At 70.9% G+C, this 24,600-nt stretch carries 23 protein-coding genes; 5 read left to right on the top strand and 18 right to left on the bottom strand.

All coding sequences use genetic code 11. The features are described from left to right. The first annotated feature begins 125 nt into the window (after window positions 1-125). Together B5D66_RS08555 and B5D66_RS08550 are read left to right on the top strand one after the other, a co-directional pair. A complete protein-coding gene (locus tag B5D66_RS08555; RefSeq protein WP_078761127.1) occupies window positions 126-743 on the top strand; it encodes a TetR/AcrR family transcriptional regulator in 618 nt (205 codons plus the stop codon). Beyond that, window positions 740-1,951, top strand: a complete 1,212-nt coding sequence (locus B5D66_RS08550; RefSeq protein WP_078761126.1) for an MFS transporter — start codon at window positions 740-742, stop codon at window positions 1,949-1,951. The genes B5D66_RS08555 and B5D66_RS08550 overlap by 4 nt, the downstream gene beginning before the upstream one ends. Before the next feature lie 655 nt (window positions 1,952-2,606). Here the strand turns inward: B5D66_RS08550 and B5D66_RS08545 are convergent. The 7 genes from B5D66_RS08545 to B5D66_RS08510 form a co-directional block, all read right to left on the bottom strand. Continuing rightward, window positions 2,607-4,268 carry an ATP-binding cassette domain-containing protein gene (locus B5D66_RS08545; protein WP_078761125.1) on the bottom strand — a complete coding sequence of 554 codons (1,662 nt, stop codon included), beginning with the start codon at window positions 4,266-4,268 and terminating at the stop codon, window positions 2,607-2,609. Between the two features lie 368 nt (window positions 4,269-4,636). Continuing rightward, window positions 4,637-5,044, bottom strand: a complete 408-nt coding sequence (locus B5D66_RS08535; RefSeq protein ID WP_078761123.1) for a hypothetical protein — start codon at window positions 5,042-5,044, stop codon at window positions 4,637-4,639. A 53-nt stretch (window positions 5,045-5,097) separates the two neighbouring features. Continuing rightward, on the bottom strand, window positions 5,098-5,751 hold the full coding sequence (locus B5D66_RS08530; RefSeq protein ID WP_078761122.1) for a response regulator: 654 nt from the start codon (window positions 5,749-5,751) through the stop codon (window positions 5,098-5,100). Further along, window positions 5,748-7,199 carry a sensor histidine kinase gene (locus B5D66_RS08525; RefSeq protein ID WP_078761121.1) on the bottom strand — a complete coding sequence of 484 codons (1,452 nt, stop codon included), beginning with the start codon at window positions 7,197-7,199 and terminating at the stop codon, window positions 5,748-5,750. The genes B5D66_RS08530 and B5D66_RS08525 overlap by 4 nt, the downstream gene beginning before the upstream one ends. A 98-nt stretch (window positions 7,200-7,297) precedes the next feature. Beyond that, window positions 7,298-9,304, bottom strand: a complete 2,007-nt coding sequence (locus B5D66_RS08520) for a serine hydrolase domain-containing protein (protein ID WP_235000868.1) — start codon at window positions 9,302-9,304, stop codon at window positions 7,298-7,300. Between the two features lie 641 nt (window positions 9,305-9,945). Beyond that, the gene (locus tag B5D66_RS08515) at window positions 9,946-10,464 is read right to left on the bottom strand and encodes a hypothetical protein (protein ID WP_144390035.1); all 519 of its coding nucleotides are present in this window, start codon (window positions 10,462-10,464) and stop codon (window positions 9,946-9,948) included. Between the two features lie 2 nt (window positions 10,465-10,466). Further along, entirely contained in the window at window positions 10,467-11,084 is a 618-nt protein-coding gene (locus B5D66_RS08510; RefSeq protein ID WP_078761118.1) for a hypothetical protein, read from the bottom strand. Window positions 11,085-11,228: 144 nt separating this feature from the next. Here B5D66_RS08510 and B5D66_RS08505 point away from each other — a divergent pair, with 144 nt between their 5' ends. From B5D66_RS08505 to B5D66_RS08495, 3 genes are all read left to right on the top strand, one after another. After that, window positions 11,229-12,041, top strand: coding sequence for an alpha/beta fold hydrolase (locus B5D66_RS08505; RefSeq protein WP_078761117.1), 813 nt, complete (start codon window positions 11,229-11,231; stop codon window positions 12,039-12,041). Window positions 12,042-12,881: 840 nt separating this feature from the next. Then, window positions 12,882-13,808, top strand: a complete 927-nt coding sequence (locus B5D66_RS08500; RefSeq protein WP_078761116.1) for an STAS domain-containing protein — start codon at window positions 12,882-12,884, stop codon at window positions 13,806-13,808. Window positions 13,809-13,872: 64 nt separating this feature from the next. Further along, window positions 13,873-14,811, top strand: a complete 939-nt coding sequence (locus tag B5D66_RS08495; RefSeq protein ID WP_200813576.1) for an LLM class flavin-dependent oxidoreductase — start codon at window positions 13,873-13,875, stop codon at window positions 14,809-14,811. 259 nt (window positions 14,812-15,070) lie between these two features. On the opposite strand, the gene B5D66_RS08490 is transcribed toward B5D66_RS08495, so the two are convergent. From B5D66_RS08490 to B5D66_RS08450, 11 genes are all read right to left on the bottom strand, one after another. Further along, entirely contained in the window at window positions 15,071-15,901 is an 831-nt protein-coding gene (locus B5D66_RS08490) for a GNAT family N-acetyltransferase (RefSeq protein ID WP_078761114.1), read from the bottom strand. A gap of 85 nt (window positions 15,902-15,986) precedes the next feature. After that, the gene (locus tag B5D66_RS08485; RefSeq protein WP_078761113.1) at window positions 15,987-16,730 is read right to left on the bottom strand and encodes a Clp protease N-terminal domain-containing protein; all 744 of its coding nucleotides are present in this window, start codon (window positions 16,728-16,730) and stop codon (window positions 15,987-15,989) included. 144 nt (window positions 16,731-16,874) lie between these two features. Further along, complete coding sequence (locus B5D66_RS08480) at window positions 16,875-18,353, bottom strand: hypothetical protein (protein WP_078761112.1); 1,479 nt, start codon at window positions 18,351-18,353, stop codon at window positions 16,875-16,877. Then, window positions 18,350-18,685, bottom strand: a complete 336-nt coding sequence (locus tag B5D66_RS08475; RefSeq protein WP_078761111.1) for a helix-turn-helix domain-containing protein — start codon at window positions 18,683-18,685, stop codon at window positions 18,350-18,352. Before B5D66_RS08475 ends, B5D66_RS08480 begins: the two co-directional genes overlap by 4 nt. After that, window positions 18,682-19,827: a tyrosine-type recombinase/integrase gene (locus tag B5D66_RS08470; protein WP_235000866.1), complete on the bottom strand. Its 1,146-nt coding sequence runs from the start codon at window positions 19,825-19,827 to the stop codon at window positions 18,682-18,684. The genes B5D66_RS08475 and B5D66_RS08470 overlap by 4 nt, the downstream gene beginning before the upstream one ends. 195 nt (window positions 19,828-20,022) lie before the next feature. Further along, window positions 20,023-20,481, bottom strand: a complete 459-nt coding sequence (locus B5D66_RS26550) for a methyltransferase domain-containing protein (protein ID WP_394330043.1) — start codon at window positions 20,479-20,481, stop codon at window positions 20,023-20,025. A gap of 36 nt (window positions 20,482-20,517) precedes the next feature. Next, a complete protein-coding gene (locus B5D66_RS26295; RefSeq protein ID WP_268805285.1) occupies window positions 20,518-20,640 on the bottom strand; it encodes a hypothetical protein in 123 nt (40 codons plus the stop codon). Window positions 20,641-20,926: 286 nt separating this feature from the next. Next, entirely contained in the window at window positions 20,927-22,156 is a 1,230-nt protein-coding gene (locus tag B5D66_RS08465; RefSeq protein WP_078761110.1) for a zeta toxin family protein, read from the bottom strand. 4 nt (window positions 22,157-22,160) lie between these two features. After that, window positions 22,161-22,889 carry a hypothetical protein gene (locus B5D66_RS08460; RefSeq protein WP_144390034.1) on the bottom strand — a complete coding sequence of 243 codons (729 nt, stop codon included), beginning with the start codon at window positions 22,887-22,889 and terminating at the stop codon, window positions 22,161-22,163. A gap of 207 nt (window positions 22,890-23,096) precedes the next feature. Beyond that, a complete protein-coding gene (locus tag B5D66_RS08455; RefSeq protein WP_078761108.1) occupies window positions 23,097-23,360 on the bottom strand; it encodes a hypothetical protein in 264 nt (87 codons plus the stop codon). A gap of 501 nt (window positions 23,361-23,861) precedes the next feature. Then, the gene (locus tag B5D66_RS08450; protein ID WP_078761107.1) at window positions 23,862-24,569 is read right to left on the bottom strand and encodes an ArsR/SmtB family transcription factor; all 708 of its coding nucleotides are present in this window, start codon (window positions 24,567-24,569) and stop codon (window positions 23,862-23,864) included. Window positions 24,570-24,600: the final 31 nt, after the last annotated feature.

The following is a 24,600-nucleotide window of genomic DNA, read 5'->3' as shown; positions in this document are numbered from 1 at the left end:
TGTCGTCAGGGACGAGGAGCGGGTCACGCCCCATACTCGGGGAGCCGTCCCGGCATCCCGGGGCGGCTCCCCTCCTCGTTCCGGATGGCGGTTGCGCAATTTTACATACGTGTCAGCATGTATCCATGAAACGCACCGCTGAAGAAGCCGCGGCCACCCGTGCCCGCGTCTTGGAGGCCGCCATCCTGGTGTTCGCGGAGAAGGGCTGGAAGGAGGCGACCTACGAGGCCATCGGCGCACGGGCCGGCGTCACCCGTGGAGCCGTCCACCACCACTTCCGGGACAAGACCCGGTTGCTGGAAGAGGCGATCGCCACCGGATGGCGGCGGCACGCCGCACCCGCCCTGGAGGAACTGACCCGCGAGGACCAGCCCCCCGCCCGGCGGCTCACCGGATTCCTCTCCACCTACCTTCGGCTGCTCGCCCAGGACGACGCGTTCCGGGCGCTGGCGGTCACCTCCGTCCTGGTGGCCCCCCAGGTCCTGGAGGTGGGCGCGGGGATCGAGGAGAAGAGCCGGCAGACCGACCGGTGGGCGGACCTGATCCTCCCGCTGCTCGGCTCCAAGGCCCAAGAGCGCCGGGGCCTGGAGAGCCGGGACGCCCTGTTCGCCGTGATGGCCTTCCTGCACGGCGTCACCGTCGCCGCGGCCACCGCCCCCCACGACCTCCCCTCCCCCGGCGCGGCGTCGGGCATCGCCCACGCCGTCGTATCCGGCCTGATCCCCGGCCAGGAGGAGGCATGACGCCCCCGGCACCCCGCCACTCCTCCGGGGCCGCCGTCACCGTGGCCTGCCTCGCCCTGTTCACCGACATGCTGGTGTACGGCCTCGCGGTTCCCGTCCTCCCGCTGCTCCCCTCGGTGACGGCGGCGGGACCGGCGGCCGGCGGCGCCCTGTTCGCGGCCTACGCGGTGGCGATGGTCGCCGTCACCCCGCTGGCCGGATGGCTGACCGACCGCAAAGGGGCGCGCACGCCCCTGCTGGTCGGCCTGCTCGGGCTGGCCGCCGCGACCCTGTTGTTCGCCGTCGCCGAACCGGTCTGGCTCCTCATGACGGCCCGCGCGCTCCAGGGGCTCGCCGGAGGGATGTCCTGGGTGGCCGCCCTGTCGCTGATCGCGGCCTCCACACCGATGAGCACCCGCGCGCGTTCGATGGGGATCGCGTTGAGCGCCATCTCCCTGGGCACGCTCATCGGCCCGCCGCTGGCCGGGATCATGGTCGAGCACGTCGGGGTCCGCTCCCCCTTCATCCTGGCGGCCGTCCTCGCACTCGCCGACGGTCTGGCCCGGATCCTGCTGGTCAAAGATCCCGGCCGGGTGACCGACGACACCTCCGGCCCCATGGCGGTCCTGCGGGTACCGGGGTCGGCCGCGCTCGTGACCGTGGTCGCCCTCGGCTCGGCGGTCATGGCGGCGATCGAACCCGTGCTGCCCGTGCGATTGCGGGACGAGCTCGGCGTCGGCCCGACCGGGATCGGGCTGCTGTTCGCGCTGACCGTGCTCACCGCCGCCGTCGCCAACCCGGCCGCCGGGGCGCTGTCGGTGAAGGTCCCCGCCCGCCGGCTCGTCACCGCCGGCGCCCTGGTGGGCGCGGCGAGCCTGGCCGGGCTGGGCTGGGCGGCGACGGTGTGGCAGGCCGCCGTGGCCATGGCGGGCCTCGGGATCGCGATCGCCCTGCTGCTAGCCCCGACCACCGCCCTGATCGGCTACCAGGGGCAGCGCTGTGACCCGCCGACCCTGGGCGGCACCTACGCCCTGTACAACCTGGCTTACGCGGGTGGGCTGGCCCTGGGCCCGCTGCTGAGCGGCGCGGCCACGGGTGTGGCGGGATTCGGCCCGGCGATGGGCGTCATCGCGGTGGCCGTCGTGGTGACGGGCCTGTTCTCGGCCCGGCGGCTACCGCGCCCGGCCCCCTCCCCCATATCGCCGGCCGTCTCCCCAGGGGACAGATGAGGTAGGGCCGGACCCGGAATCCCCGCCGGTGGCAGGCACGACCTCGGGGAAGGAGCGTGGCCGCGCACACCGAGAAGGACGTGGGCGCGGCCACGCGGCCACAACGAGGAATCCCCACGGCGGCATCGCGGTCAGCGGGTCCGGTTCCCGCGCTGACCGTCCGGCGGCTCATGACGCCCCGCCCATCGAGGTCCTGAAGGTGATCGGGGCCGGGGAAACGGGCACCCGTGAATGGGCCCGGCCCTGGACAGGCCCCGAACCGGGGAGCGTGGGAGAGCGAGAAGATCCCCGCCGAGCCGCCCCGGCCGGGTGGGCGCGCGTCACCCACCCGTGGGCCGAGGGTGGGCGACGCGCGCGATCACGTCGTTGTTCGGCGAGGCGCCGACCGGCACGGCCGCCTAGCCGCGATCGCCTGGAGGACCGGATGACCGGAGAGCCCGGGCCGAGGGCCATATCGGGTCTTTTTCATCCCGCGAGAACACCGTGGCCTTTCCGAACGGGCTGGCCGCCGGCGCCCGCATAACCGATCCGATGACGATGAGCGCGATCGGGTGCGGCCACCACGAGAACTCCATGGCCATCAGCACCGCGATGGCGAAGCCCCGAGGCCGGGGCGGCCGCACGGGCCACGGCGCCCCGCGCCCCTCTTTTCGGATCAGTCGGCGTCCACCCCCTGGAGCAGCCCGCGCACCTGCTCCGCGTCGGTCTCCTGGAGCTCCTCCCCCAGGAACAGCCACCGGGAGACCCCCACCGATTCGAGGAAGGCCAGATCGTGGCCGGCGATCAGCAGCGCCCCCTCGTAGGACTCCAACGCCCCGGTCAGCTGGCGCATGCTGGCCAGGTCGAGGTTGTTGGTGGGCTCGTCCAGCATCAGCAGCTGGGGGGCCGGGGTGGCCAGCAGCAGTGCCGCGAGGGTGGCGCGGAAGCGCTCGCCCCCTGAGAGGGTGCCCACGGGCTGTTCGGCACGCGCGCCCCGGAACAGGAAGCGCGCGAGCTGGGCGCGGACGTGGTTGTCGGTGGCGTCCGGGGCCATACGCGCCACGTTGTGCGCGATGCTCGACCCCTCGTCCAGCACGTTCAGACGCTGGGGCAGGAACCGGGTCGGCACGAACGTCTCGGCCGAGCCGGCCACGGGGGCGAGCTCCCCGGCGATGGTCCGCAGCAGCGTGGTCTTCCCGGCCCCGTTGCGCCCGACCAGGGCGATGCGCTCGGGGCCTCGAACGTCGAGGTCGGCGTCACGCAACCGGGCGTGGGGCAGGCTCAGCCCGCGAACGGTCAGGACGGTCCGCCCCGCGGGCACCTCGGTGTGGGGAAGGCTCACCTTGATCTCGGCGTCGTCGCGGATCGCGTCGGCGGCCTCCTCCCGTCGCTCGCGGGCCTCGGTGAGACGTTCCTCATGGAGGCCGCGCAGTTTGCCCGCCGACTCCTGCGCCGAACGCTTGCGCGCGCCGGCGACGATCCTGGGCACCCGCCGTTGGACGTCCATCTTCTTGCTGTGCCGCTGGCGGCGGGCCAGTTTGGTCTGGGTCTCCTCCAGTTCCCGCCTTTGACGGCGGACGTCGGCTTCGGCGGCGCGCAGCATGCGCTCGGCCGCCTCCTGCTGGGTGGCGACGGCCTCCTCGTAGGCGGACCAGCCGCCCCCATACCAGTTCACCGTCCCCGCCCGCAGCTCGGCGATACGGTCCACCCGTTCCAGCAGGTCACGGTCGTGGCTGACGATGATCATGACGCCGGAACGCCAGGAGTCGACGGCGTCGTAGAGCCTGCGCCGAGCGAACAGGTCGAGGTTGTTGGTGGGCTCGTCGAGCAGCAGGACGTCGGGGCGTTGCAGGAGCAGCGCCGCCAGGCGCAGCAGGACGGTCTCCCCTCCTGACATCCGGCCCACGGTGCGGTCCAGGTCGAGACCGCCGAGTCCGAGCGAACCCAGCGTGGCCTGGGCGCGCTCCTCGACGTCCCAATCGTCGCCGACGGTCTCGAAGTGCTGCTCGGCCACGTCGCCGGACTCGATGGCGCGCAGGGCCGCGCGCCGTTCGGCGATGCCGAGGGCCTGGTCGACTCGCAGCTCCGTGTCCAAGGTGATGTCCTGGGGCAGGTAGGCGATCGCGCCGGTCACGGTCACCGACCCCCGGGAGGGGCGTAGCCGTCCGGCGAGCAGGCGCAACAGGGTGGACTTGCCCGTGCCGTTGGCCCCGATGAGGCCGGTACGGCCCCGGCCGACGGTCAGGGACAGCCCGTCGAGGACGGGGGTGCCGTCCGACCATTGGAAGGACAGGTCGGAGCAGGAGACGGTCACGCCGGACGTGGTGGACTCTGTCATGGTGATCCTCGCGTTCGAAGTGAGTCAGGTGACTTCGTGTGCGAGCACCACGCGGTGGTCGGCCGTAAGGCGGAGGAGACCCTCCGGGAAGAAGGACGGCTCATGCACCGAGGTTGCGTCCACGCGGGCCACGGGAGACTGAGAAGCCTGCTACGTCGTGGCGGGGATACGGCCGGCGCCGTACCGCGCGGTGATCGCGAACCTCAGATGCGCAACGTCCACCTCTATCGGAGACGACAAGGACGTGTGTGACTGTACCCCATCGCTCTGCCGGACGCTCCTGAATAAACCGCGCCTCGACGGGGCGTTCGCGTTGGGCGCCGGTCTCTCCTCCACGGCGGTGGGGAGAACCGGGTACCGCTCGCGCCTCACCCCTCCTCCCCGGCCCTCTCCTCCGCGCGCAACGACCACTCCCTGACCGAGGGGACGCGGTCCAACAGTCCGCTGACCCGCATCCCCTCTTCACGCGAGGTCACCCGCGGTAGCGGGGCGAAGGCGTCGGGGAGCATGTCGAGCAGGCTCATCACGTACCCTCCCGTACGCAGCGAGAGCAGCAGCTCGCACCTCAACTGACGCGGGAGGTCCGGCCGGTGGTAGGCGGTGTTCCACAGGGCGGGCCACAGGTAGTGGGCCCCGTCGGGCGCCGCGTGGGCCCTCACCCAGGCGGGGTCCAACCGCTGGTTGAGGTCGAGGTCGTGTGCCTGTTCCTCCAGGCCGAGCAGCGACGCCGCATCGATGACCTTGACCTCACGCGGCAGTGGCGGATCCGAGTCCATCGGATCATGATGCCCGACACTGCCCCGGCCGCCCCTACCGCGACAGGGGCGGCCTAGACCTCGGCCACGCCGTTCCGGTACGCCCAGACCACGGTCTGTACGCGGTCGCGGGTGCCGATCTTGGCCATGGCCCGCCCCAGGTGGGACTTGACCGTGCTCGCCTCGATGAACAGTGCCCGGCCGATCTCGGCGTTGGACATGCCCTGGGCGAGGAGCCGGACGATGTCGGCCTCGCGCGCGGTCAGCAGGTCCAGGGCCTCGGGGCGGGGGCGCGCGGCCGGCCTGCGGCGCGCGAACTCCGCCATCACCCGTCGGGTCACGGCCTGGTCCACCAGCCCGTACCCCCTGGCGAGCCTGCGCACGGCGTCGATCAGCTCGTCGGGCTCGGTGTCCTTGAGGGCGAATCCGCTCGCCCCTGCCTCCAACGCGCCGAAGACGTACTCGTCCAGGTCGAAGGTGGTCACGATGAGGATGGCGGGCGGCTCGGAGGAGGATTCCAGGATCCGCCGGGTGGCCGACAGTCCGTCACCGCCGGGCATGCGCACGTCCATGCAGATCACGTCCGGTCGGAGACGCGCGGCGAGGGTGACGGCCGTGGGGCCGTCACCGCACTCTCCGACGACCTCGATGTCCTCTGCGAGGTTGAGGATGACGCGAAAGCCCGCCCGGACGACGGACTGGTCGTCCACTAAAAGCACCCGGATCACACGCCGCTCCCCTCAGCCGCCTCCCGGCCCGCGGCCGCGGAGATCTCCCTGTCAACGGGCAGGGACAGCCTCACCCGCCACCCGCCCCCGTCCATCGGTCCCGTCTCCAACGTCGCGCCGACCAGGTGGGCCCGTTCCCTCATGCCGAGCAGTCCCAGCCCCCGCGGGGCCCCTGCGGTCTGCCCGGTCCGCTCCGCCCTGCCGGCGCCCTCCTCGTTGTCGACCTGGAGGACCAGGCGTGAGGTGCCGTAGTGCAGGAGCAGGCGCACCTCGGCGCCCGCCGCGTGCTCGCGCGCGTTGGACAGCGCCTCCTGGGCCACACGGTAGACCGTGACGTCGGCGACGGGGGGAAGCGGGTAGACCGCTCCCTCACGTCCGAAGGAGATCTGGGCGCCCAGTTCGCGTTCGATGCGCACCAGCGTCTCCACCTCGCCGGCCCCGGGGACGGGAGCGCCCCTGGCGCTCGGGTCCCCGCTGTGCATGAGGTCGGTGCCGGCCGGGGCGGGGTCCTCCCCGGGATCGCGCAGGGCGCCCACGACCAGGCGCAGGCTGTCGAGCGTTCTCCGTCCCTGCGCGCGCACCCACGCCGTCGCCTCGCGGGCCGCCTGGTCGTCGCGGCCGATGAGGCGTTCCGCGGCGGCCGCCTGCACCACCATGCCGGACAGGTGGTGGGCCGCGATGTCGTGGAGTTCGCGCGCCATGCGCGTCCGTTCGGCCTTGATCGCGGCCTCGGCCCTCTCGTGCTGCCTTTGGATCGCGTCGGCCGCGCGGGCGCGGAGCAGGTCCGTGTAGCGTCGCCGGGTTCCCGCGTAGGCCCCCAGGAACGCCGGCCCCGCGTAGACGGGCACGGTCGACACCAGCAGCCCCGCGGCCAATACCAGGTACTCCCCCGAAGTCGAGGGCCGGACGGACGGGAGGGCCTCCAGCCACAGGGCCGGATCCGACAGTGTGCCGGTCACCAGCGTCGCGAGGGCGGTGTGCAGGAGGATGACGGCGGCGAGCAGCCGCACCAACCGGTTCTGCGGCACGAGGATCCCGCAGGTGTAGGCGGCGATGAGCGGCGCGACGCCCTGCGCCGCCACATGAGGCGGCAGGAACGCCGCGATCGCCACCTGGGCGAGCGCGGTGGCGGCCAGGCACAGGACCGGGTTGCTGCGCCGGACGCACAGCATCAACGACTGCGCGCAGGCCGCGACGGTGACCGCGGTCGCGGCGGAGGAGGGGATCTCGATGCCCTCCGCGCTTCCCAGGAAGTCCATCGCCAACCGGAGCAGAACGCCGGAGGCCACCGCCATGACCACCGCGAGAAGGCAGTCGCGGGCGAGCGCGGAGCGCAATCCCAGACGGTTGAGCGTCGCGTCGAAGGCGCCCGTCCACGGTGGCCCGGCCGCGCCGCCGGATCCGAGGATGTCCCCGGGGGCGCCGGTAGAAGGGCTGCTCTCGGTCATCGCGTCCACCGATTCCTTGATCTGTGCTGGATTGCGAGCGTAACGCCGTGAGAGGAGTGGACCGGTGGGAGTCCGCCCACCGGCCCAGTCGTGACGGATCAGTAGGACATGTCCGGGGAGAGCAGGCCGAAGAGGGCGGCGAACCCGGCCACGCCGATCAGCGCCGACAACACGAGCAGGCCGCCCAGGCAGCGCCGCCAACCCGCGCGGCGGCGGATGTCGCCGACCAGCGCCACGGCGGCCGGGATGATGGCGGCGACGCCGGCCCACTGGGCGCCCAGCAGGGCGTACAGGACTCCCTTGGGCACCTCCTGGAAACCCATGACCAGGCTGACGACCACGGTCCAGCCCGCGAGCGCGGCCAGGGCGCAGGCCACGCCCGCCCGGGCCAGGATCCGGGCCGGACGCCCGGCCGGCTGGGGGGCCGGCAGGGACCGTCCGCGGCGCATCAGCGCGCCGAGAGGCCATGACAGCGCGGCGGCGAGCAGGATCGCGACGGAGACGGCGACCACCGGGAGCGCCAGGGACGCCGTGCGCACGGTGTCGACGGGCAGCAGGGTGAAGGCCGAGCCGAAACCGATCGCCTCCACCTGGTCACCGGCCACGCGCATCGCCAGCAGGCGCTGACCGCCGACCTCGCGCCACACCCACGGCTCGACCTCCTCATAGACCGTGGGCTCCATGGTCTCGGGTCCCGGGGTGACCAGGATCGTGCCGTCCTCGCGGGCGATGACCCGGGTCTGTCCGCCGGCCACGCCCAGGACGGACAGGAAGGTGCTGTACATCGACCGCGAGCTCTCATAGACGCCCTCGGCCATGGCGGCGTGTTCGACCGCCGTCGGCTCGGCCTTGGATGCGGGGGCGTCTTCGGCGGGGAAGTAACGGTCGGCGAAGCCGAACAGGATCTCCTCGCGCAGCCGGAGGCTCTCGATCCCCCCGTGGCCGCCGCCGTTGAGGGCCACGAAGACGCCGGTGCCCTCGTCCGGGTAGATCTGCAGGTGGGAGTGGAAGTACTGGGTGTCCCCACCGTGCCCGAGGATGCGCCGCCCGTTGCGGTCCTCCTCGAAGAAGCCCAGGGCCATGCGCGGTCCCTGGGCCAGCGTTCCCAGGGTCTCCTCGTCCAGCCCCGGCGCGTGCATGAGATCGAGCGTCTGGGGCTCCAGCAGGGGCCGGTCCGCCTGCCCCAGGTGGGCGAGCATGAAGTGGGCCATGTCGGTCGCCGAGGCGGTCAGCGACCCCGCGGGGGCGCCCGCGACGACCTCGAAGGGGCCGGCCGCGGCGGTGTCGACGGTGTAGCCCTCGGCGACGCGCTGCGCGAGGCCGTCGGGCAGGGGCTGGGCGAAGGTGGAGGAGTCCATGCCCAGCGGTTCGAGCACGTTCTCCTGGACGTATTCCTCGAACGGGACGCCGCTGACCCGCTCGACGACGTACCCGGCGAGGGCGTTGCCGTAGTTGGAGTAGGCGGGGACCGTACCGGGTGGGAACACCTGCTCCGGGGGGTCGGTGACCAGGTGCGCGCGCAGGTCGTCCTCGGCGTCTGGGGGGAGGATCATCCCGGCGACCCGCTCTTCGAAACCGGGGGTGTGGGTCAGCAGGTGACGGAGGGTCACGGGCTCGTCGAAGGAGGTCGGCACGGTGAAGTCGATGTACTCGTGGACGTCGGCGTCGAGGTCGACCCGGCCCTCCTCGACGAGCCGCATCACCGCGGTGGCGGTGAACAGCTTGGAGACCGACCCGACCCGGAAGAGCGTCTCCTGTGGATCGACCGGGACCGGTTCGGACCCGTCCGCGCCGGTGTCGGCGTAGCCGTAACCGCGCGCGGTGAGGAGTTCTCCATCGTGGACGACACTGACCGCCGCTCCCGGAATCCCCGTCTGGTCCAGGGCGGCCGGAACCAGCCCGTCCAGCCAGGTCTCCAGGTCCTCTCGGGTGAGGTCCGCGGTGGCGCCGGAGGGGGTCGGCGGGGGTGCGACCGTGTCGGTCGCCGGGACGGCGCAGCCGGTGGCGAGCACACCGGTGGCGACGATGGCGGCCAGGCCCCCCGGGAACACTCGTGGTCGCCGATCGGGCGGGGTGCTGACGCGGGGTGGGGCGGGGGCGGTCACGAGACCTCTCCTGTCTGTGGTCGTACCGGATGCTCGGGGCCTGCCCGTGTGTGGCATCCGGTGGTGTGCTCACCACCCTGCCGGGGAGGGCACTTCCGGCACATCTCGCCGAGGTCCACACTCGATCTACGACCTTTGGCGGAGGCGGCCTCTCCTTCCGGCGGAGGCCGGGGAAGACGGCGGCCGTGCCCGCCCATCCCCGCGGTCACCACCCGGGGTCCCGCCGGCCGTGTCGCGTAGGGAGCCGGTGAGGGGAGGAGGTCACCCGGAGCCCGGCCGCCGCATCCTCACACCTCTGTCATCCCGCGCTGATGTGGGTGCGTCCTCGGTGCGCCGGGACCGACCGGTGAGCATGTCGGCGCCGGCGACCGGTGCCCTCGCCCCCGGCCGCGCGAATCTGCCCGGTCTCACCCGGCCAGGCCGGCCCGATCCCGGTCCCTACGCCCTTGGGGCGGGTGTTCTCGGCGTGGCCTTCGGCGTCTCGCCGCCCTTGGTCGACGCCGCCCGGCCAAAACGGCGCCGTCCAAGGGACGTTGTCTCGGCCCCGCCCGCCCTGACGGGCCATCCTTCGGGAACGGGATCCGCCCCTCGCTCACCGGGAGGCCGGCCGGTCCTCCCCTGGGGCCGGTCCGGTTCCGCCATCACGTGGGCGACGGAGACCGACCGCTCTGCCCGCCTCCGGCGCACCCCAGCAGCGCGGTGGCGGCGTGGCGTGTGCCGTCCTGACCGAACCGGTCGGTCAGCTTCCGAGCCCTCCCGGGAGCAGGTCCCAGGCCGTCCGCGAGCGCCCTCAGCCGCGCCGTCAACAGGTCCCTGGCGCACCGCCGCTTCGAAACCTGGCGCACCACACGGGTGACCGCCGCCAGGATGTCGGGGATCGGGGCGTCGTAGTCGACGGGGTGGCCGATGTGCGCCCAATCCAGGTGCGCGTCACAGCAGCCGTGGTCGCGGAGCAGGCCCACCTGGCGGGGGTGGGTGTCGTTGACCGGCGGCAGCCACAGGGTGGGCACATCGGTCGCCGCGGCGTCGTAGATGTTGCCCAGCCCAGGGGTCATGCAGGCGTAGACGGCACCGCTCATGAGGTCGAGCACGGTCTCGTGGTCGTAGGTGGCGACCGCGGGATCGTCGAGCGCGGCGGCGACATCCTGGCTCGCCGTCACGATCAGGGGTGGCCCTGCGGGGTGCGCCGCGCGGACCGTCGCCACCATGAGGCGCGCGTAGGCGACCGCGTCTGCCGGCCGCCAGAACGGGTTTTGCAGGCCCCCAGGTTGACCAGGACGTGGTCGCCGGCCGTTCGGGCGCGTCGCGGTGGGATGAGCGGGGGGACGACGACGGCGCGCCCCTCCAGTCCGGGTTCCGCCGCGATCCGTTCCCGGACTCCGAAGAAGTCCTGCGCGAGGTACAGCACCGCCTCGAAGGCCACCGGCGGGACGGCGGGCCAGTACCAGGCGAGCGCGTCGTAGACCGCCACGTCCAGGCCCGCGCGCCGGGCCAGCGCGGCCATCTCGAAATCCATGGCCGTGACGAACAGGTCGTAGTGGGGCGCCAGCCGGCGCAGGAGGGACAGCCGTTGCCCGTCGGGCAGGCCCGTTGTCGCGTGGATGGTGTCGTAGGGGGGACTGTGTTGCAGGTCGAGGGTGTGGCCGCCGCCGAAATAACCCAGCCCCGCGCAGAAGGGGGACAGTTCCCCGGCGAGGATCGCCGTCGCCGCCGCGGGTCCGAACCCGAACGGTTCGGCGTTCAGGAGGAGGCGTGGCCCGGTGGCGGTCTCGTCCGCCATGTCGATCACTCCTCCGATGAGGATGGACGCTGAGGCGAGATGCACGTTCTCCGCCGTTTCCATCACGCATGTTACACAGGTCGACTACCTTGGGTAACAACAAAAGGGCGATCTGTCACGACATCGATCGTGTTCTGGAGGAGCATGGACGGGGTAGAGACCGGCGCGCTGGCGGTGCCCGGGGCGACGCTGCACTATGAGACGCGTGGCCGGGGCCCGCTCCTCCTCCTGATCGCGGGCGCCAACTCGGACGCGGTCATCTTCGAACGGCTCGCGGCCGTCCTCGCCGCCGATCACCGGGTCGTCTCCTTCGATCCGCGCGGCAACTCACGCAGTCCGCTGCGGGGACCGTTGGTCGACCAGCGCGTCGAGGAACACTCCGACGACGTCCGCCGCCTGCTCGACCACCTGGATCCGTCCGGTGCCGCGGTCCGGGTGTTCGGCAGTTGCTCGGGCGGGCTCGTCGCGCTGCATTTCGCCGCCCGATACCCGGAGCGGATCGCGGCGCTCGTCGTCCACGAACCGCCCGCGTTCCGACTGCTTCCCGACGCCGAGGAGCATCTGGCCTTCCTCGACACCGTCCGCGCGGCCTTCCAGAACGAGGGGGCCGCGGCGGCGTTGGAGCGGCTCGGCGCGGTCTTCGGGGGGCGCCCCGCGCCGGTGCTGCCCGAGGCGCGGGACAACACGGCCTTCTTCCTGGCCCACGTGATCCACCCCTTTGTCCGCTTCACCCCCGACCTGGCGGCGCTCGCCCCCGTGGCGGATCGCGTCGTGGTGGCCGGCGGACGCGATTCGCGCGCGCAGATCGTGCGCCGCCCGGCCGTCGTCCTCGCCGAGCACCTGTCTCGGGACCTGGTGGAGTTCCCGGGCGGGCACGTCGGTTACGCCAAGTGGCCCGAGGAGTTCGGCGGGCTGCTGCGCGAGGTCCTGTCCTCGGCGGCCTCTCCCTTCTCCTGACCCCGCGCCCCACGACGGGCGCCCCCGTTTCCGGGTTCAGGACCGTCCTTCGGCTCCTGTCCTGGGAGGAGGCCCCTTCGACTCGGGTCTGCGGGAGTCCCAGGGGCAGGAGTGGCGGGTGCGACCGGTGCCGATGCGTCAGGGCGCCCACCGACCTCACCGTCCCCCGGCTTCGTCGTCCGGCTCGGCCGGGTCGTGGTGCCGGCCGATCCGCGGGGACGGCGGTGGCGGGTTCCTCGGCGCCCACCGTGTAGCGCTGCCGGCACGAGGCGACGTGCCGGGAAGCGGTGTCGGACACTCTGCCGACCGCGCCCGGGTATTGGAAGAGACTCCCAGAGGGATCGGCCTTCGGGGATCGGTCCGGTTTCCTGTGGTACCGCTCTCCCCGGCCGGAGGCGGCAACCTCTGACTCCCAAACCGACAGGGCTGCCCGTCGCCTCGATCGAACACGCGGCCTGTCCATAGTTCGCTGGAGGCCAACCTCGGCGCGGCCGCTGCACGTGCCCTCACCGTCGCAGGGGCGTCTTCTGGAAACCCGCCCCTCGAAACTTGCACCTTCCGTGGCCCTGCCATGGCCTTTGCCGGCATACCGTGGGGGAGGACAGAAGTGGCTCTGCGGAGCCGCCGGCACCCGACATGGTGGTGCCGGGAAACCCGGTGGGTGGAGGGATCGCCTCCGTCGTCGGCTTCTGCCGAATCAGCGGCAGGCACGCGGTCCTGTCCCCTATCCGAAGGCGGGTTCCCCATTTCCTGTAAAAACAGCAGGAAGATCGCCCATCCATCTCTCGCCTGGAAGTGTGTCCAGGGCACGGCTTCCCGGAGTTACGGACGCACTGACCCATGCCACGCTTCACTTCATATCCGCCCGCCGTTTCCGCCACACCCCCATCGGTTCCCCGACTGCGCCTGCACCCGGTTCCGGGCCACAGCAGCGTGCTCGACGGAGGATGGTGGCCCCGATCCGGGAACCCCGTCGCGGAGTTGCCAGGTCTGGTCCTCGCACTCGACGAGTACCGGGGAACCGTCCAAAGGCTTGAACTTAGTGCGACCGGTTGGAGGAGCCGACCTGAACTCCTGGAGGTCGCCGGGCGCGCGATCAGACTCTCCTGGTCGCTTTCAACCCCCTCCGACCTGCTCGTCGCCATCGGGAGTACTGGAGCGCGCACGAGATTGCTCGTGGTGCCTCCCGGTGTGAACGACTTTGTGGCCCACTCGGCCATGGAGATCGCCGCACAGACGACGAACACCGACCAGGCCGCACAGATCATGGACACCGCGAGCCTGGCCCCCCGTCCTCCTCTGTCATCTCCCGAGACGGACTGGGAGTCGGAGGGAGGCCCCCTCTACGCCGCGGGCGCCCGGAATTTGGGCCCGGCCTCATCACAGAGGCATAGTCACCGCACCTCGAACCGGCCCAGAGGTGTGGAGCCGACCCCCACGGTCGTCAGACTGTCGGGCGAGGTGGACCTGTACACCGTCCCGCAGCTCCGAAAGCGCCTGTTCGAAGCTCTCCGTCCCGGAGCGGGCCTGGTGGCTGTGGACCTGTCCGACGTCACCTTCTTCGGTGCGGCCGGCATCGCCCTCCTGGTGGCAGGACAGTCCCAGGCCGACCGGCTGGGCATCGACTTCAGGCTGGCCGCCCCCAGCCCCCAGACCCGAAAGGTCCTGGACATCACGGGCATGCACGCTTGCCTGCCGACCCATGAGACCCTTGCGGAAGCCTTGGTCGTGGGCGGGTCACTGAGGAGGCCGAGGCCCCACTCCTGAACAAACCCCCTTCAGGGAGCTTGAGTTCTAGAGGTCGTTGCAACACCCCGTCTCTGAAGGGGTGTTGCAACGACCCCTCGAATTCACCCTGGACTTCTTCGGGGTGGGCGAGCACCACCTGCGCGCCATGCCGCTGTCCTCGCCCACCGCCGTGATCAACGCCGCCGCCGCGTCCACGAACCGGATCAAGCTGAGCACCGCGGTCACCGTCCTGTCGACCGACGATCCGATCCGGGTGTTCCAGCAGCTGGCCACCGCCTCGGCCCTGGCCCCCGGACGCATCGAGCTGGTCGCCGGACGCGGGTCCTCGACGATCACGTTCCCGCTCTTCGACTACGACGAGCGCGACTATGACATGCTCTACGCCTCCAAGCTCGCCCTGCTCATGGCCGTCAACACCGACGAGAGCCCCACCTTTGATGGCCCGCACCGGAATCGGCCGCTGCGGGACCTCACCATCGTCCCGCGGCCCGAGGAGCCGCTGAAGATCTGGCTAGGCACCGGCGGCAGCCCGAACTCGGTCCACCGCGCCGCCGAATTGGGGCTGCCGATGTTCCTGGGCATCCTGGGCGGCACCCCCGAGTACTGGGCGCGGTACGGGCACGTCTACCGCGACGCCTGGGCCCAGGCCGGGCACCCTGCCGAGAAGGCCGATATCGCCGTGGCCGTGCACGGGTTCGTCGCCGAGTCCGGGGACCGGGCGCGGGCTACCTATCTGGACTACGAGCACCGGATGATGGCCGACGGTGCCGCCGAACTCGGTCGCCCCGTCCCGGCGCGCACCGACCGCGCCGCGGCCTTGGGAGCCGGCGGCATGGTCTTCGTCGGCGACCCGAACGAGATCGCCGACCGGATCCTGCATCTGCACGGGTTGCTTGGCCACACCCGCCAGATCCTGCAGATGGACGTCGGTGGTATGCCCCAACGTGACTTCCTGCGCGGTATCGAACTGCTCGGCACCAAAGTGCTCCCGCAGATCCGCGCCGAACTGGGAACGCCGTAGGCGCGGGCAACGCGGGCAACGCGACAAAGTACCGCCCTGGGCTTCGGTGCTCGGACCGGCGCAAGGCCGCGTGAAGAACGCCGAGGGCTTTGCGCGGCGACTCGTCGCGCAAAGCCCTCGAGTACGCGGGTCCGGGTCCGGCCACGGTGTCGAGGGTGGTGTTACGCGGGCGGCGGCCACCGGGCCGGATGGGCGTTCCCAGCGACGGTTCGTCCCCCTGCCCGCGGCGTATCCGGGGGTGTTCGGGGCGACGCCGTGCTCAGCCGAGCGCCTGCATCAAGGGGACGAACCAGCGTTCGCGGTCGCCGGGCAGCGGGCGTCCGTCGTGGACCATGACGTCCGTCGTGAACCACTCGGTGACCCCGTGTTGTGTCGCCCAGGCGCGCAGTTGCGGGTGGCGGCCGTCGAGGTCGAGCCGCAGGGGCCCGTCGGTCTCACGGGCCAGGCCGACGATCAACGCGATGGCGTCGTCGGTGTCGTCCGCGATGACCGGGCCGACGACGGCGTGGTCCGGGTTGCGCCACACGCCGGCGTAGCCGGTGACGCGCCCGTGGCGTTCGAGGACGTGTAGCCGCTCGGCGAAGTCCGGCAGGCGGTCCAGCACGTCGGTGCGGTCGGCGCCGTTGGCCTGCGCGTCGAGCCGGCGGATCGCGGGAAGGTCGTCGGGTCGCGCCGGCCGGGTGGACGGCTCGACCCGGGTGGGGGCGAGGTGGCCGGTGTGGGTGTGGGTCACGCCCACCTGGACGAAGCCCAGCTTCTCGTAGAGGGGGCGGCCGTAGCCGGTGGCGTTGAGGAAGACGGTCGCGTCTCCGGCCTGTGCCAGCACGTGGGTCATGAGGGCGCGGCCGATTCCCCGACCGCCGTGGCGGCGCGCGACCAGGACCATGCTGACGGCCGCCGCCTCGGTGCCGTAGCGGGTCAGGACCGCGCTGCCGATCAGCTCGCCGGCGTCGTCGCGCACCCCATAGCCGGTGCCGACCTCGAACAGGAGCCGCCACTTGTCCTCTTCCCGCGACCACTCGCGGTCCTGCGCGAGTCGCAGGCAGCCGGGAAGGTCGCGTGGGGACAGGACGGTGATCGCGTGGGACACGGGCCGATGGTGACAGGTCCGGCGGTCCGCCCGCCACCGGTTTTCGGGCGGGCGGACCGCGAGGAGCTCCCGAAGGGGCGGGGTCCTACTCCTGGTCGTCGTCCTTCATGCTGGCGGTGAAGGCGGCCAGGGCCTCGACGACGTAGGCTTCGGCCGCGGCCTTGGACAGCCCCAGTCCCGAGAGGGGGCCGGTCCCGTTCTCCAGCTCCAACAGCGCGAGCAGGACGTGTTCGGTGCCGATGTAGTTGTGCCCCAGCCGCAGGGCCTCCCGGAAGGTCAGCTCCAGGGCCTTGCGCGCCCGCTGGTCGTAGGGGATGAGGTCGGGGACGTCCTTCGCGGCGGGCGGGAGGACACCGGTCACTGCCTCGCGGACGGCCTCGGGGGTGACCCCCTGCGCCGCGATCGCCTTGGCCGCGAACGCCTCGGGCTCGCTCAGCAGTCCCAGCATCAGGTGTTCGGGGCCGATCTCGTTGTTGCCGGCCGCGCGCGCCTCGTTCTGGGAGGCCATCACGACGTTCTTCGCCCGCGGGGTGAACCGGCTGAACCCCTGGGAGGGGTCGAGGTCGGGTGCCGCCCCCTTGGCGACGAAGCGCTTCTGGGCCGCCTGCTTGCTGACCCCCATACTCCGGCCGATCTCGGTCCAGGAGGCGCCGGAACGCCGTGCCTGGTCCACGAAGTGGCCGATCAGGTGGTCGGCCACCTCGCCGAGGTGGTCCGCGGCGATGACGGCGCTGGAGAGCTGTTCCAGGGCGTCGGGGTTGCTCTTCTTGATGGCCTCGATCAGGTCGTCGAGACGGATCTGTCCTGTTGGGGTGACGGGCTTCTCCATGCGTCAACCATAAGTTGACGCCCTTCCTGCGTCAACCCCAAGTTGACGATCATCGCCGGCCGCGAGCGCAGGGGGTTCGGGGCTGTGACTGGCAGGAGTCGTTGATCCAGTGATCTGTGTTCTCCATGGTTCCCCCAGCTCCGGTCACTGTGCGTGGTCGCTGGGGGCGTAGCGGTTCCAGGTCCCTCCCGCCTGGGCAACGACCCGGGTGGTGGTCTTGTCGTGGAACCCCAGCGCCCGGGCGATGACCGGAGCGGGAGCTTGGAGAACGAGTTGGCGCAGCGCGGAGGTGCGCACCGCCGTTCCGGGGATGCCGATATCGCGAATCAGGTCGGCAAGGCTGTGCGGGTGCATGGGGCGCCCGGCCCTGCGGCCGGGGAACAACCAGGCCGCATCCCGGTTGGTGGTGTTCATGTTGGTCCGCTGGTCCCTGGCTTGGAGCAGCAGGTCGGCGAAGGGTTCGGGGACCGGAGCCGGTGGGTCGCCGAGACGGATGAGCACCTGGCCGCCGGTGTCCTGGGAGATGTCGTCGGTGGTCAGCAGGACGATGCGGCTCGCGGGTTGAGCGAAGAGCAGCATCAGGCAGGCCGCTGCCCGGGAGCGCAGCGGCCCCGCGCTCTCGTCCAGGACCCGGCGCAGGAGTTCGAGGCGTCGGTGCTGGGTGAGCTGCGGCCCTTCGGTGATGGCCAGGCGGGGGAAGGCCGGCCGCGAGGGGAGTCGGCCGGTGTCGCGTGCCCAGGTCAGGAATGCCCGGAGGGCGCGCTGTTCGTGAGGTTTGTGGATGGCGTGCCAGCGGTCGATTCCGGCTTGGCCCACCTTCTCCAGGGTCGTGCCCTGCCCGTTCAGCCAGGTGAGGAACTCGTGGGCTCGGTTGAACTGCTGGGCGGCGTGGCTGCTCGCACTGGGGGTCAAGGGTCGGCGCTCAGCTCGTGTGCGGAGCTTGGGGAGCTGGTGCCAGGTGGCGAACTGTTCCAGGGTCGGCAGGTGCGCCTGGTCGTGGAGTTCACCGAGGCGGCGGTGCAGCCAGCTCTCGTGGTGCAACAGGTACTTGTCGGCCTGAGGTAGGAGCCCGCAGGTCATGAGCAGGTCGCGCAGGTGCGCGGCGGCCCGCCACTCGGGGTGCCGGCGGAAGGCGTCGTGGGTGAGCGGCAAGCTCCCAGTGGCCAGTTCCCGGAGGAGGAGACGGGCCTTGGGCCTGTGTAGCCAGGCCAGAGCGCTCTTGGGTCGGGGCATGGCCAGAACCGTTTCCCGAAGCAGTCCCAACTGTGGGTTCGGGTGCCCGGTGCCGTCGTCGAGGAACTCATCGAGCCGGTCGGCCAGGGTGCAGCGTTCGCAGAGACGTCCGCCGAGCAGGTGGGCTTCGGTGCCGCAGCGATCGCAGTGGAAGTCGCGGGTGATGCCGGCGCAGTCCCGGCAGATCGCCGTCCGGTCGTGACGGCCGGGCAGAAGCCGGTCGGCTCCGCATTCGGGGCAGGTGCCGTGAGTGTTGGCGGCCTTCTCGTAGCAGGTCCGGCAGATCAGGCCTTCCCAGAACGCGGCCCTGCTTGCTCCCTTCCGGCCGCAGCGAACGCAGGTGCCCATGTGCCAGCGCTCGTATTGCTCCCGGGTGCGGTAGGCGCTCACCGGTCGGGGTCGATCCGGGCGCGTTTGGGACGCAGCGGAGCGACTCCGGACGTGGATCCTCCGGTCTCACCAGTGGCAGTGCGCCGCGGGGCGGCGTTCTCGGCCCGGGTCGCGATGAGGTCGGCGGGGGTGCACTCGAAGATGTCGCAGAGCGCGGCCAGGACTGGTAGGGAGAGTCGTTCGGGGCTTTGGGTGACCAGGCGCCAGACCTGGACGGAGGAGAGCTCGATGCCCCGTTCGACCAGGGGGCGGGCGAGGTCGGTGGCGGTGAACATACCGTGTTCGGCCATGACCTCCCGCAACCGCCATTGGTAGCTGACCTGCCGCTTCATCGCTTCGTCCTTCCGGTGTCCAAGGCCGCTCTCATCGTGGCATCCATCGCCTTGCGCAAGGTCCGGGTGCGAAAGTCCGAGGAGACGCAGGTGTAGAGGGAGGTGGTGGAGGCGTGTTCATGGCCGACCTGTTCCTGGACGAACCGGGGGTCCCAGCCGTCCTCGATCAGGTGCGTGACGTAGGAGCGCCGGAAGGAGTGCAGGTCCAGGCCCTTGTCGAGTCCGATGGCGTCGCGGTAGGAGGCGAAGCGGGTGTTCATCTGGGAGAACCCGATGCGCGGCCCGCGCTCAGAAGGCCAGAGCGCCGGGGAGCCGGCGTGGGCGCAGGCCGGGCGGGCTTCCTCGATCCACTGGGCCAGCACGTCCACGATCCAGTCCATCCCGCCGATGCCCTCGCGCGGGCCAACGGTCAGGACGCTGCGGCGCTTGGGCGGTGAGCCCTTCATGGCCTTGCCCCAGCGCACGTAGCAGACGCCGTAGGCACCGAACTCGCGGGCATGAGGGTTGGGGCCGAAGTCGGCCAGGTCGAGCATCCGCGTCTCGCGGCGACGGAGCCCGTAGGCGTAGGCGGTCTTGAACAGGGCGGCGTCGCGGAAGGCGGGCAGCCAGCCCTTGCGGCCGGCCCCACGCACCCGGTGGACCTGGTCGTCGGCGTAGTCGAAGAAGGCCTGCAACTCGGCGCGGGTGAACGCCCTCTTCGAAGGGTCGGCTTCGGATTCTTGCAGGTGGTGGGCAGTGTTCCACTCGTGGCAGACCTGGATGGGGTGGGTGCCGAACCTCTTCTCGCACTCGGCGGCCCACCCATAGGCGGGGTCGGTGAGGAAGGCACAGAAGGAGCGGACGGCCTCGGCGTAGTTGCGCAGGGTGGACTGTTTCAGGTGGTGGACGGCCCGCAGGTCCCCGAGCCACTCGTCGACCATTTGCGGTGCCCAGTCCCAGGGGAAGGCGTCGGCATGGCGGGTGAAGGCCTTCACCGCGTTGAGGCGGCCCTCGATCGTGGACAGGGCCAGGTTGCGGGCCAGTTGCTGGTTGCGCCAGCCCTCCAGCATCGCCTCGGCGACCTGCTCCTGAGGGCGCAACAGCGCGGTCCCTCCGACCAGATGCAGCCCCGCTGCCCCGGGCACCGTCCCGTCTCGGGTCACGCTCCGCCACCTTCCACCGATTACATCAAACGAAAGGATCTTTCATTAGATGTAATCGATTGGCAAACGTGCAGGCGAGAAGGGCCTTCATGGGGGTCTCACGGGGGCGCTACGCTGGCTGTCCTTCTCCTGGAGCAGCGCGGGAAGCCCTCCAGATCAGCGCATCCCCGTGGATGTGTCAGGTGGTCGCTGACTTCATCCGATGAAATAGCGGTTCCTTGGAACAACGGAACCGGATCCGGCGCTAAGCATTGCCCTGGCCGTGGGCTTCGAGGAACCTTGATCTGCCCCTGGAGTCAACGTGTCGGCCGGTCGCCGGCTCGGCGTGCGGGCGATTCGAGCAGCGGGGACCGCTGTGCTCTGCCGTCCCGCTCGTGTGTTTCCGCTGGAGATGAAGTGGTTGTGGATGGACTCCTGGGAAGGGTTGTAGAGCCAGTAGTCCCCGAAGGGGACGTTGCCGACCGCGGCGTCGAAGGCATGATCGGGAGCGGCGGCCGTGAACGACTCGGTGGGGATCTGAGCGTCGGGGTATAGGTGGCGGGCAATCGCCGCGCTGGTCGGATCGAGCTCGACCCCGACTATGCGGGTCGGGGGCGAGGTGTCGGTGGGAGCGGCGCCGATGAAGTTCCCGCTGCCGCACCCGGGTTCCAGCATGTTGCCGCCCTCGAAGCCCAGGCCGCGCCTCCCCTCTCAGATCCCTTCCAGCAGGGAGAAGCGGGTGTAGTGCGCGTTGAGCGTGTTGATTTCGGCAGCCTCGTACTCCTCGGGGCTGAGCAGCTCAGCGGCGAAGTCGCTTGTGCGGGCGTCGGACACTTTCGGCGCCGCCCCGCCTCGTCCAGCGGGTCAGAACCTGCTCCTCGACCGTGGCTGGACGCTGTTCGTCCTCCAGGACACAGAGCAGGTGGAACATCGCGATGTTGTTGCGGATATGCCGCCGCTCCCCGGACTGGGCCAGATCGGCTTGGGATGAAGGACGGCGATCGCGTCGAAATCCAGTGCCTGCTGCCCCTCGTCTCCCATGAGACAGAGCCAATCAAAGCCCCCATGACCACTGTTCTGGTCATGGGGGTGACCGTGCCCAAAACCGCCCTCATGGCCACTAACGTTCGATGTCAGGACCTTTTCCTCTTCCCTGGCGGTGCTCAGAAGAAGCCGGAGAGGACAACGAGGGCGACGCGTGGATCGTCGGCGGGGCCACACCCTGCTGCGCGCGCTTCACCGCTTCCACAACATCCTTCGGCAGGCCTGGTGCGGGTTTCTCTACAGACCGCAGTGCCGTCATGAACCGGGCTTTCTCCACGGCATCGGCGTTGAGGAACTTCTCCGGGTGGTGCGGCAGTTCGGAGTTCAGCGCACCCCGATTGGCCGCCATGAACACCACCTTCTGTACCTTCTGCCACTGCGCGTGCTGGGCGAGCCGGTCCGTATCACCCGCGTAAGCGACCTGCGCCACCCGGTCGGCGCGCTCGTGCAGGGCCAGCATCGTGGGCACGGTTACCGGCCCTAACTCGCCGCGCTTGAGGAGCTTCTCAGCATGCTTCCAGTAGGAGGACAGCCACGCAGCCGCCTCCTGCTGGTCGAAAGGCACACGTCCTTCGCCGCGCGTGTCCCGCAGGACCTGGCTTGCTCGGGGCTCCTGAGCCCACTGGCCATCGGCGCCGCGGGAGTTGTCGTAGTGGACGGTGCCGGAGCGGTCAATGACGATTACCCGGTGAATGTGCGGGCTGGCCTCCAGAGCCTCCACCGACAACGGCAGTTGCTCGTAGGAGGCGTCATGTCCTGGCGCATCAGCCCACCGGCCCTCCCCAGGGGGGTCGGCCAGATAACGCCCGACCATGTCCAGGCAGCTGCGGTCCCCGGGAGTCGCGACCACGACTACCTCGTTGACGAACCCCGGGTGCACGCCCTCCATCGGCTGCGCCATCTCCTCGGCGTACTCCAATAGGTAGTCAACCTCACGGAAGGTGCCCTCCGTCACGAGTCCGTAGCCGTTGGCGTGGGCATACTCGCGGACCATGTCGGACCAGGCGTACATCGCCTGGTTGGTCAGCGCCACCTTCTCCTGGGGGTGCTCGCGCATGATCTCATCGATCTTGGTGTGGTAGTCGCGGAAGTCGTCGGGGCTGACCCGGGCGACCCGGTCACCGTGGCGGCTGATGATGGCTTTGAGAGCTCGGGTCTTGCCCGCGGCAAGCTGACCTCCCAACTGCACCATCACTGGCCGCTCCCCGCGCGGGGTCGGGGTGACACCGCCGAAGACCAGTCCCTTGATGTACTCATCGAAGATGTCTTGAAGCTCTCCCTTGGGGACCTCATAGGGGTCGGCCAATGTTTCAGGCCTCTCTCATCTCGGCAAGCACGTCCTGGAGGCGCTGGATTTCGGCGACCATCGCGTCGCGGCCCATATCCAGGTCGTTCTTGACCTCCCACATCTGCCGCATCTTCGCCTTGGCCTCCTCCTTGGCCTCCGGAGTGGTGGCGGCCTGAGCCGCCCGCATGTATGCGCCCACGAGGCGGTTGGCGATTCCGGTCAGCGTCTCGCGGATGACCTCATCGGGGGTCTCCGGGTCGAACAGGGTGGTTTCGTTCACTGCCGTCTCCTCCGGTTGTTGGGGGGCGTGGATACGCAGGACCCGCCCGTCATGCACCGCGTAGTCCCCGGGCGGCACCGGTACACCGTCGGCCAGAGCGAAGCCGGTGCTGGTCAGCTCGAGTTCCTCGAACGCCAGCACGGGCAGGCCCCGCATGAGCGCGGTCAGGGTGGGGTGATCGACCAGGACCGCGGTCAGGGCGCCGTGGTAGGTCATGCCCTGCGGGCCGTCGGTCGCGGCACTGGTGCGCACCGTGCCCCACAGGGCGCGTGCGTCGCGCACGCCGTGGACTGCGACTACCTCCAGCCCGGCCCGGGTGATCAGATCGGGGTGCACGAGCGCGCCGTCCGGGGCGCCGTCATCGGTGATGGCCACCACTCCAGCGGTACTGGATACCCAGGTGACATGTGCGCCGAGCGCATCCCGGACCTGTTCTGAGGCCAGGTACCGGATGTTGGTATCCGGTTCCATGACCCCTCCCGGATGTGTGCGCCTCCGTACACATAAAAGAGTACGCCTCCGCACACATTCGATCTAGTAGTTCCTTATGCGATCGCCGTTCCGGTTCCGGCGAGACATTCGATCCTGGCGACCACGTCGGCCTCCTGGTCCCCGACGTCTGCCCCCGCGCCCCATTTCGGACCTGCGCATCGCCTGCCGCGCTCCCAGGTCCAGCGTCTACTCGGGAAGCCGCTCGGCGTCCTCACGCGAGATCCCCCAGCTCCACCGCAGCCCGTAGCGCGCGTTGTTCGTGTGCGGCCCGCCGGGCACCCACCTGTTCGGCGCAGGCCTGAGCCACGTCGGCCTCGACCGCCTCTTGGTACACGCGCGCGCCACCGACTCGGCCCGCTCCTGCCAGGTGAGGGCGTCGACCAGCTCCGCGCTGGCGCAGACCCACTGCTGCTCGGCCTCCCAACGGCTGGTGCCCTGGCGCAGCAACACTCACCGAGATTCCTTCCGCTCCCGCCCAGCGCCTCCAGCTCCTGGCGTAGCTCCTGCACGCGCTGGGTGGCCTCGCGCCCAGAACCGGTACTGCTCGACCTTCTCCACCGCGGCGGCCGCCGGTCCGTGTCCGGCGCGGGCCTGCTTCTCACTGAGCGCCGTCACGGGCCCCGGCTCCGGAGCCGGGGCCCGGTGGGTGCTGGCGTGCTCAGGGACCGGCGTGGGCTCAGCCGCCATGATCGTGGACTTGCCCGCGCCCGCCACGCCGATGCCCGCGTCGATCCCGTGGCCGCCCACCAGTATCCGCGCCAGTGTGTGGCGCTGCTCCTGGCTGGGGAAACCCGCGCTCGGCCTGGAAAGCGCGCACCGCGCTCCGGGGCGAGGCCCCTCGATGACCACCGCACCAGGCGCGGGAGGAGCGGGGTGGAACCGCCTTCGACTCGGACGACGGGGCCTCTCCGCACCCATCGTCCCGAGGCCGAGTGGTGGGAGAGAGGGCGGTCACCCAAGCGCCTCGGCGTCGATTCCCAACAGCTCCCGCCAGGCCGTCTCCCCCTGCTCGGTGACGCGCAGTGCCCGGCCCGACCCCGACCGCACGCACCATCCCGCGGCGAGCGCGTGGCGGCACAGGGCGGCACCGGCCACCCCGGCCAGATGCTGCCGGCGCTCGGTCCAGTCCAGACAGGCCCGCACCAGCGGGCGTCTGCCCCGCTGTTCCAGTCCCACCCCGTGTTCGGCGAACCAGGCCAGGCCCGCATCGGTGAGCGCGAACCCGGTCTCCCGCGTGAGCAGTCCCCGCCGGATCATGGCCTCGGTGACGGCACAGCCGAGCCGTCCGGCCAGGTGGTCGTAACAGGTGCGGGCCCGGGCCAGGGCCTGTCCGGCGCGCACGGCGCGCAGGGTGCGGGGACGTTCGCCGTCCGGGACGGGGGCGGCGTGTGCGGCCAGGGACTCCACCAGCTGCGCCGCCGTCTCGTCGGCCAGGCGGACGTAGCGGTGGCGTCCCTGCCGTTCCTGGGCGAGCAGTCCCCCTTCGACCAGGCGGGTCAGGTGCTCACTGACGGTGGGGGCGCCCACCCCGGTGTGCCGGGCGAGTTCGCCGGCGGTCCAGGCACGCCCGTCCAAGAGGGCCAGGCACATCCCGGCCCGGGTGGGGTCGGCCAGCAGTGAGGCCAGGGTGGCCAGGCGTGTCGCTTCGGGAACGTGCATTCCTCCAGGATGGGGCACGTATCGTACGGCG

This window comes from Marinactinospora thermotolerans DSM 45154 (genome assembly GCF_900167435.1).
In the GTDB taxonomy this organism is placed as follows: Bacteria; Actinomycetota; Actinomycetes; order Streptosporangiales; family Streptosporangiaceae; genus Marinactinospora; species Marinactinospora thermotolerans.
Note: the sequence above shows the minus strand (reverse complement) of the source record. Positions and strands in the feature narration are given on the sequence as shown.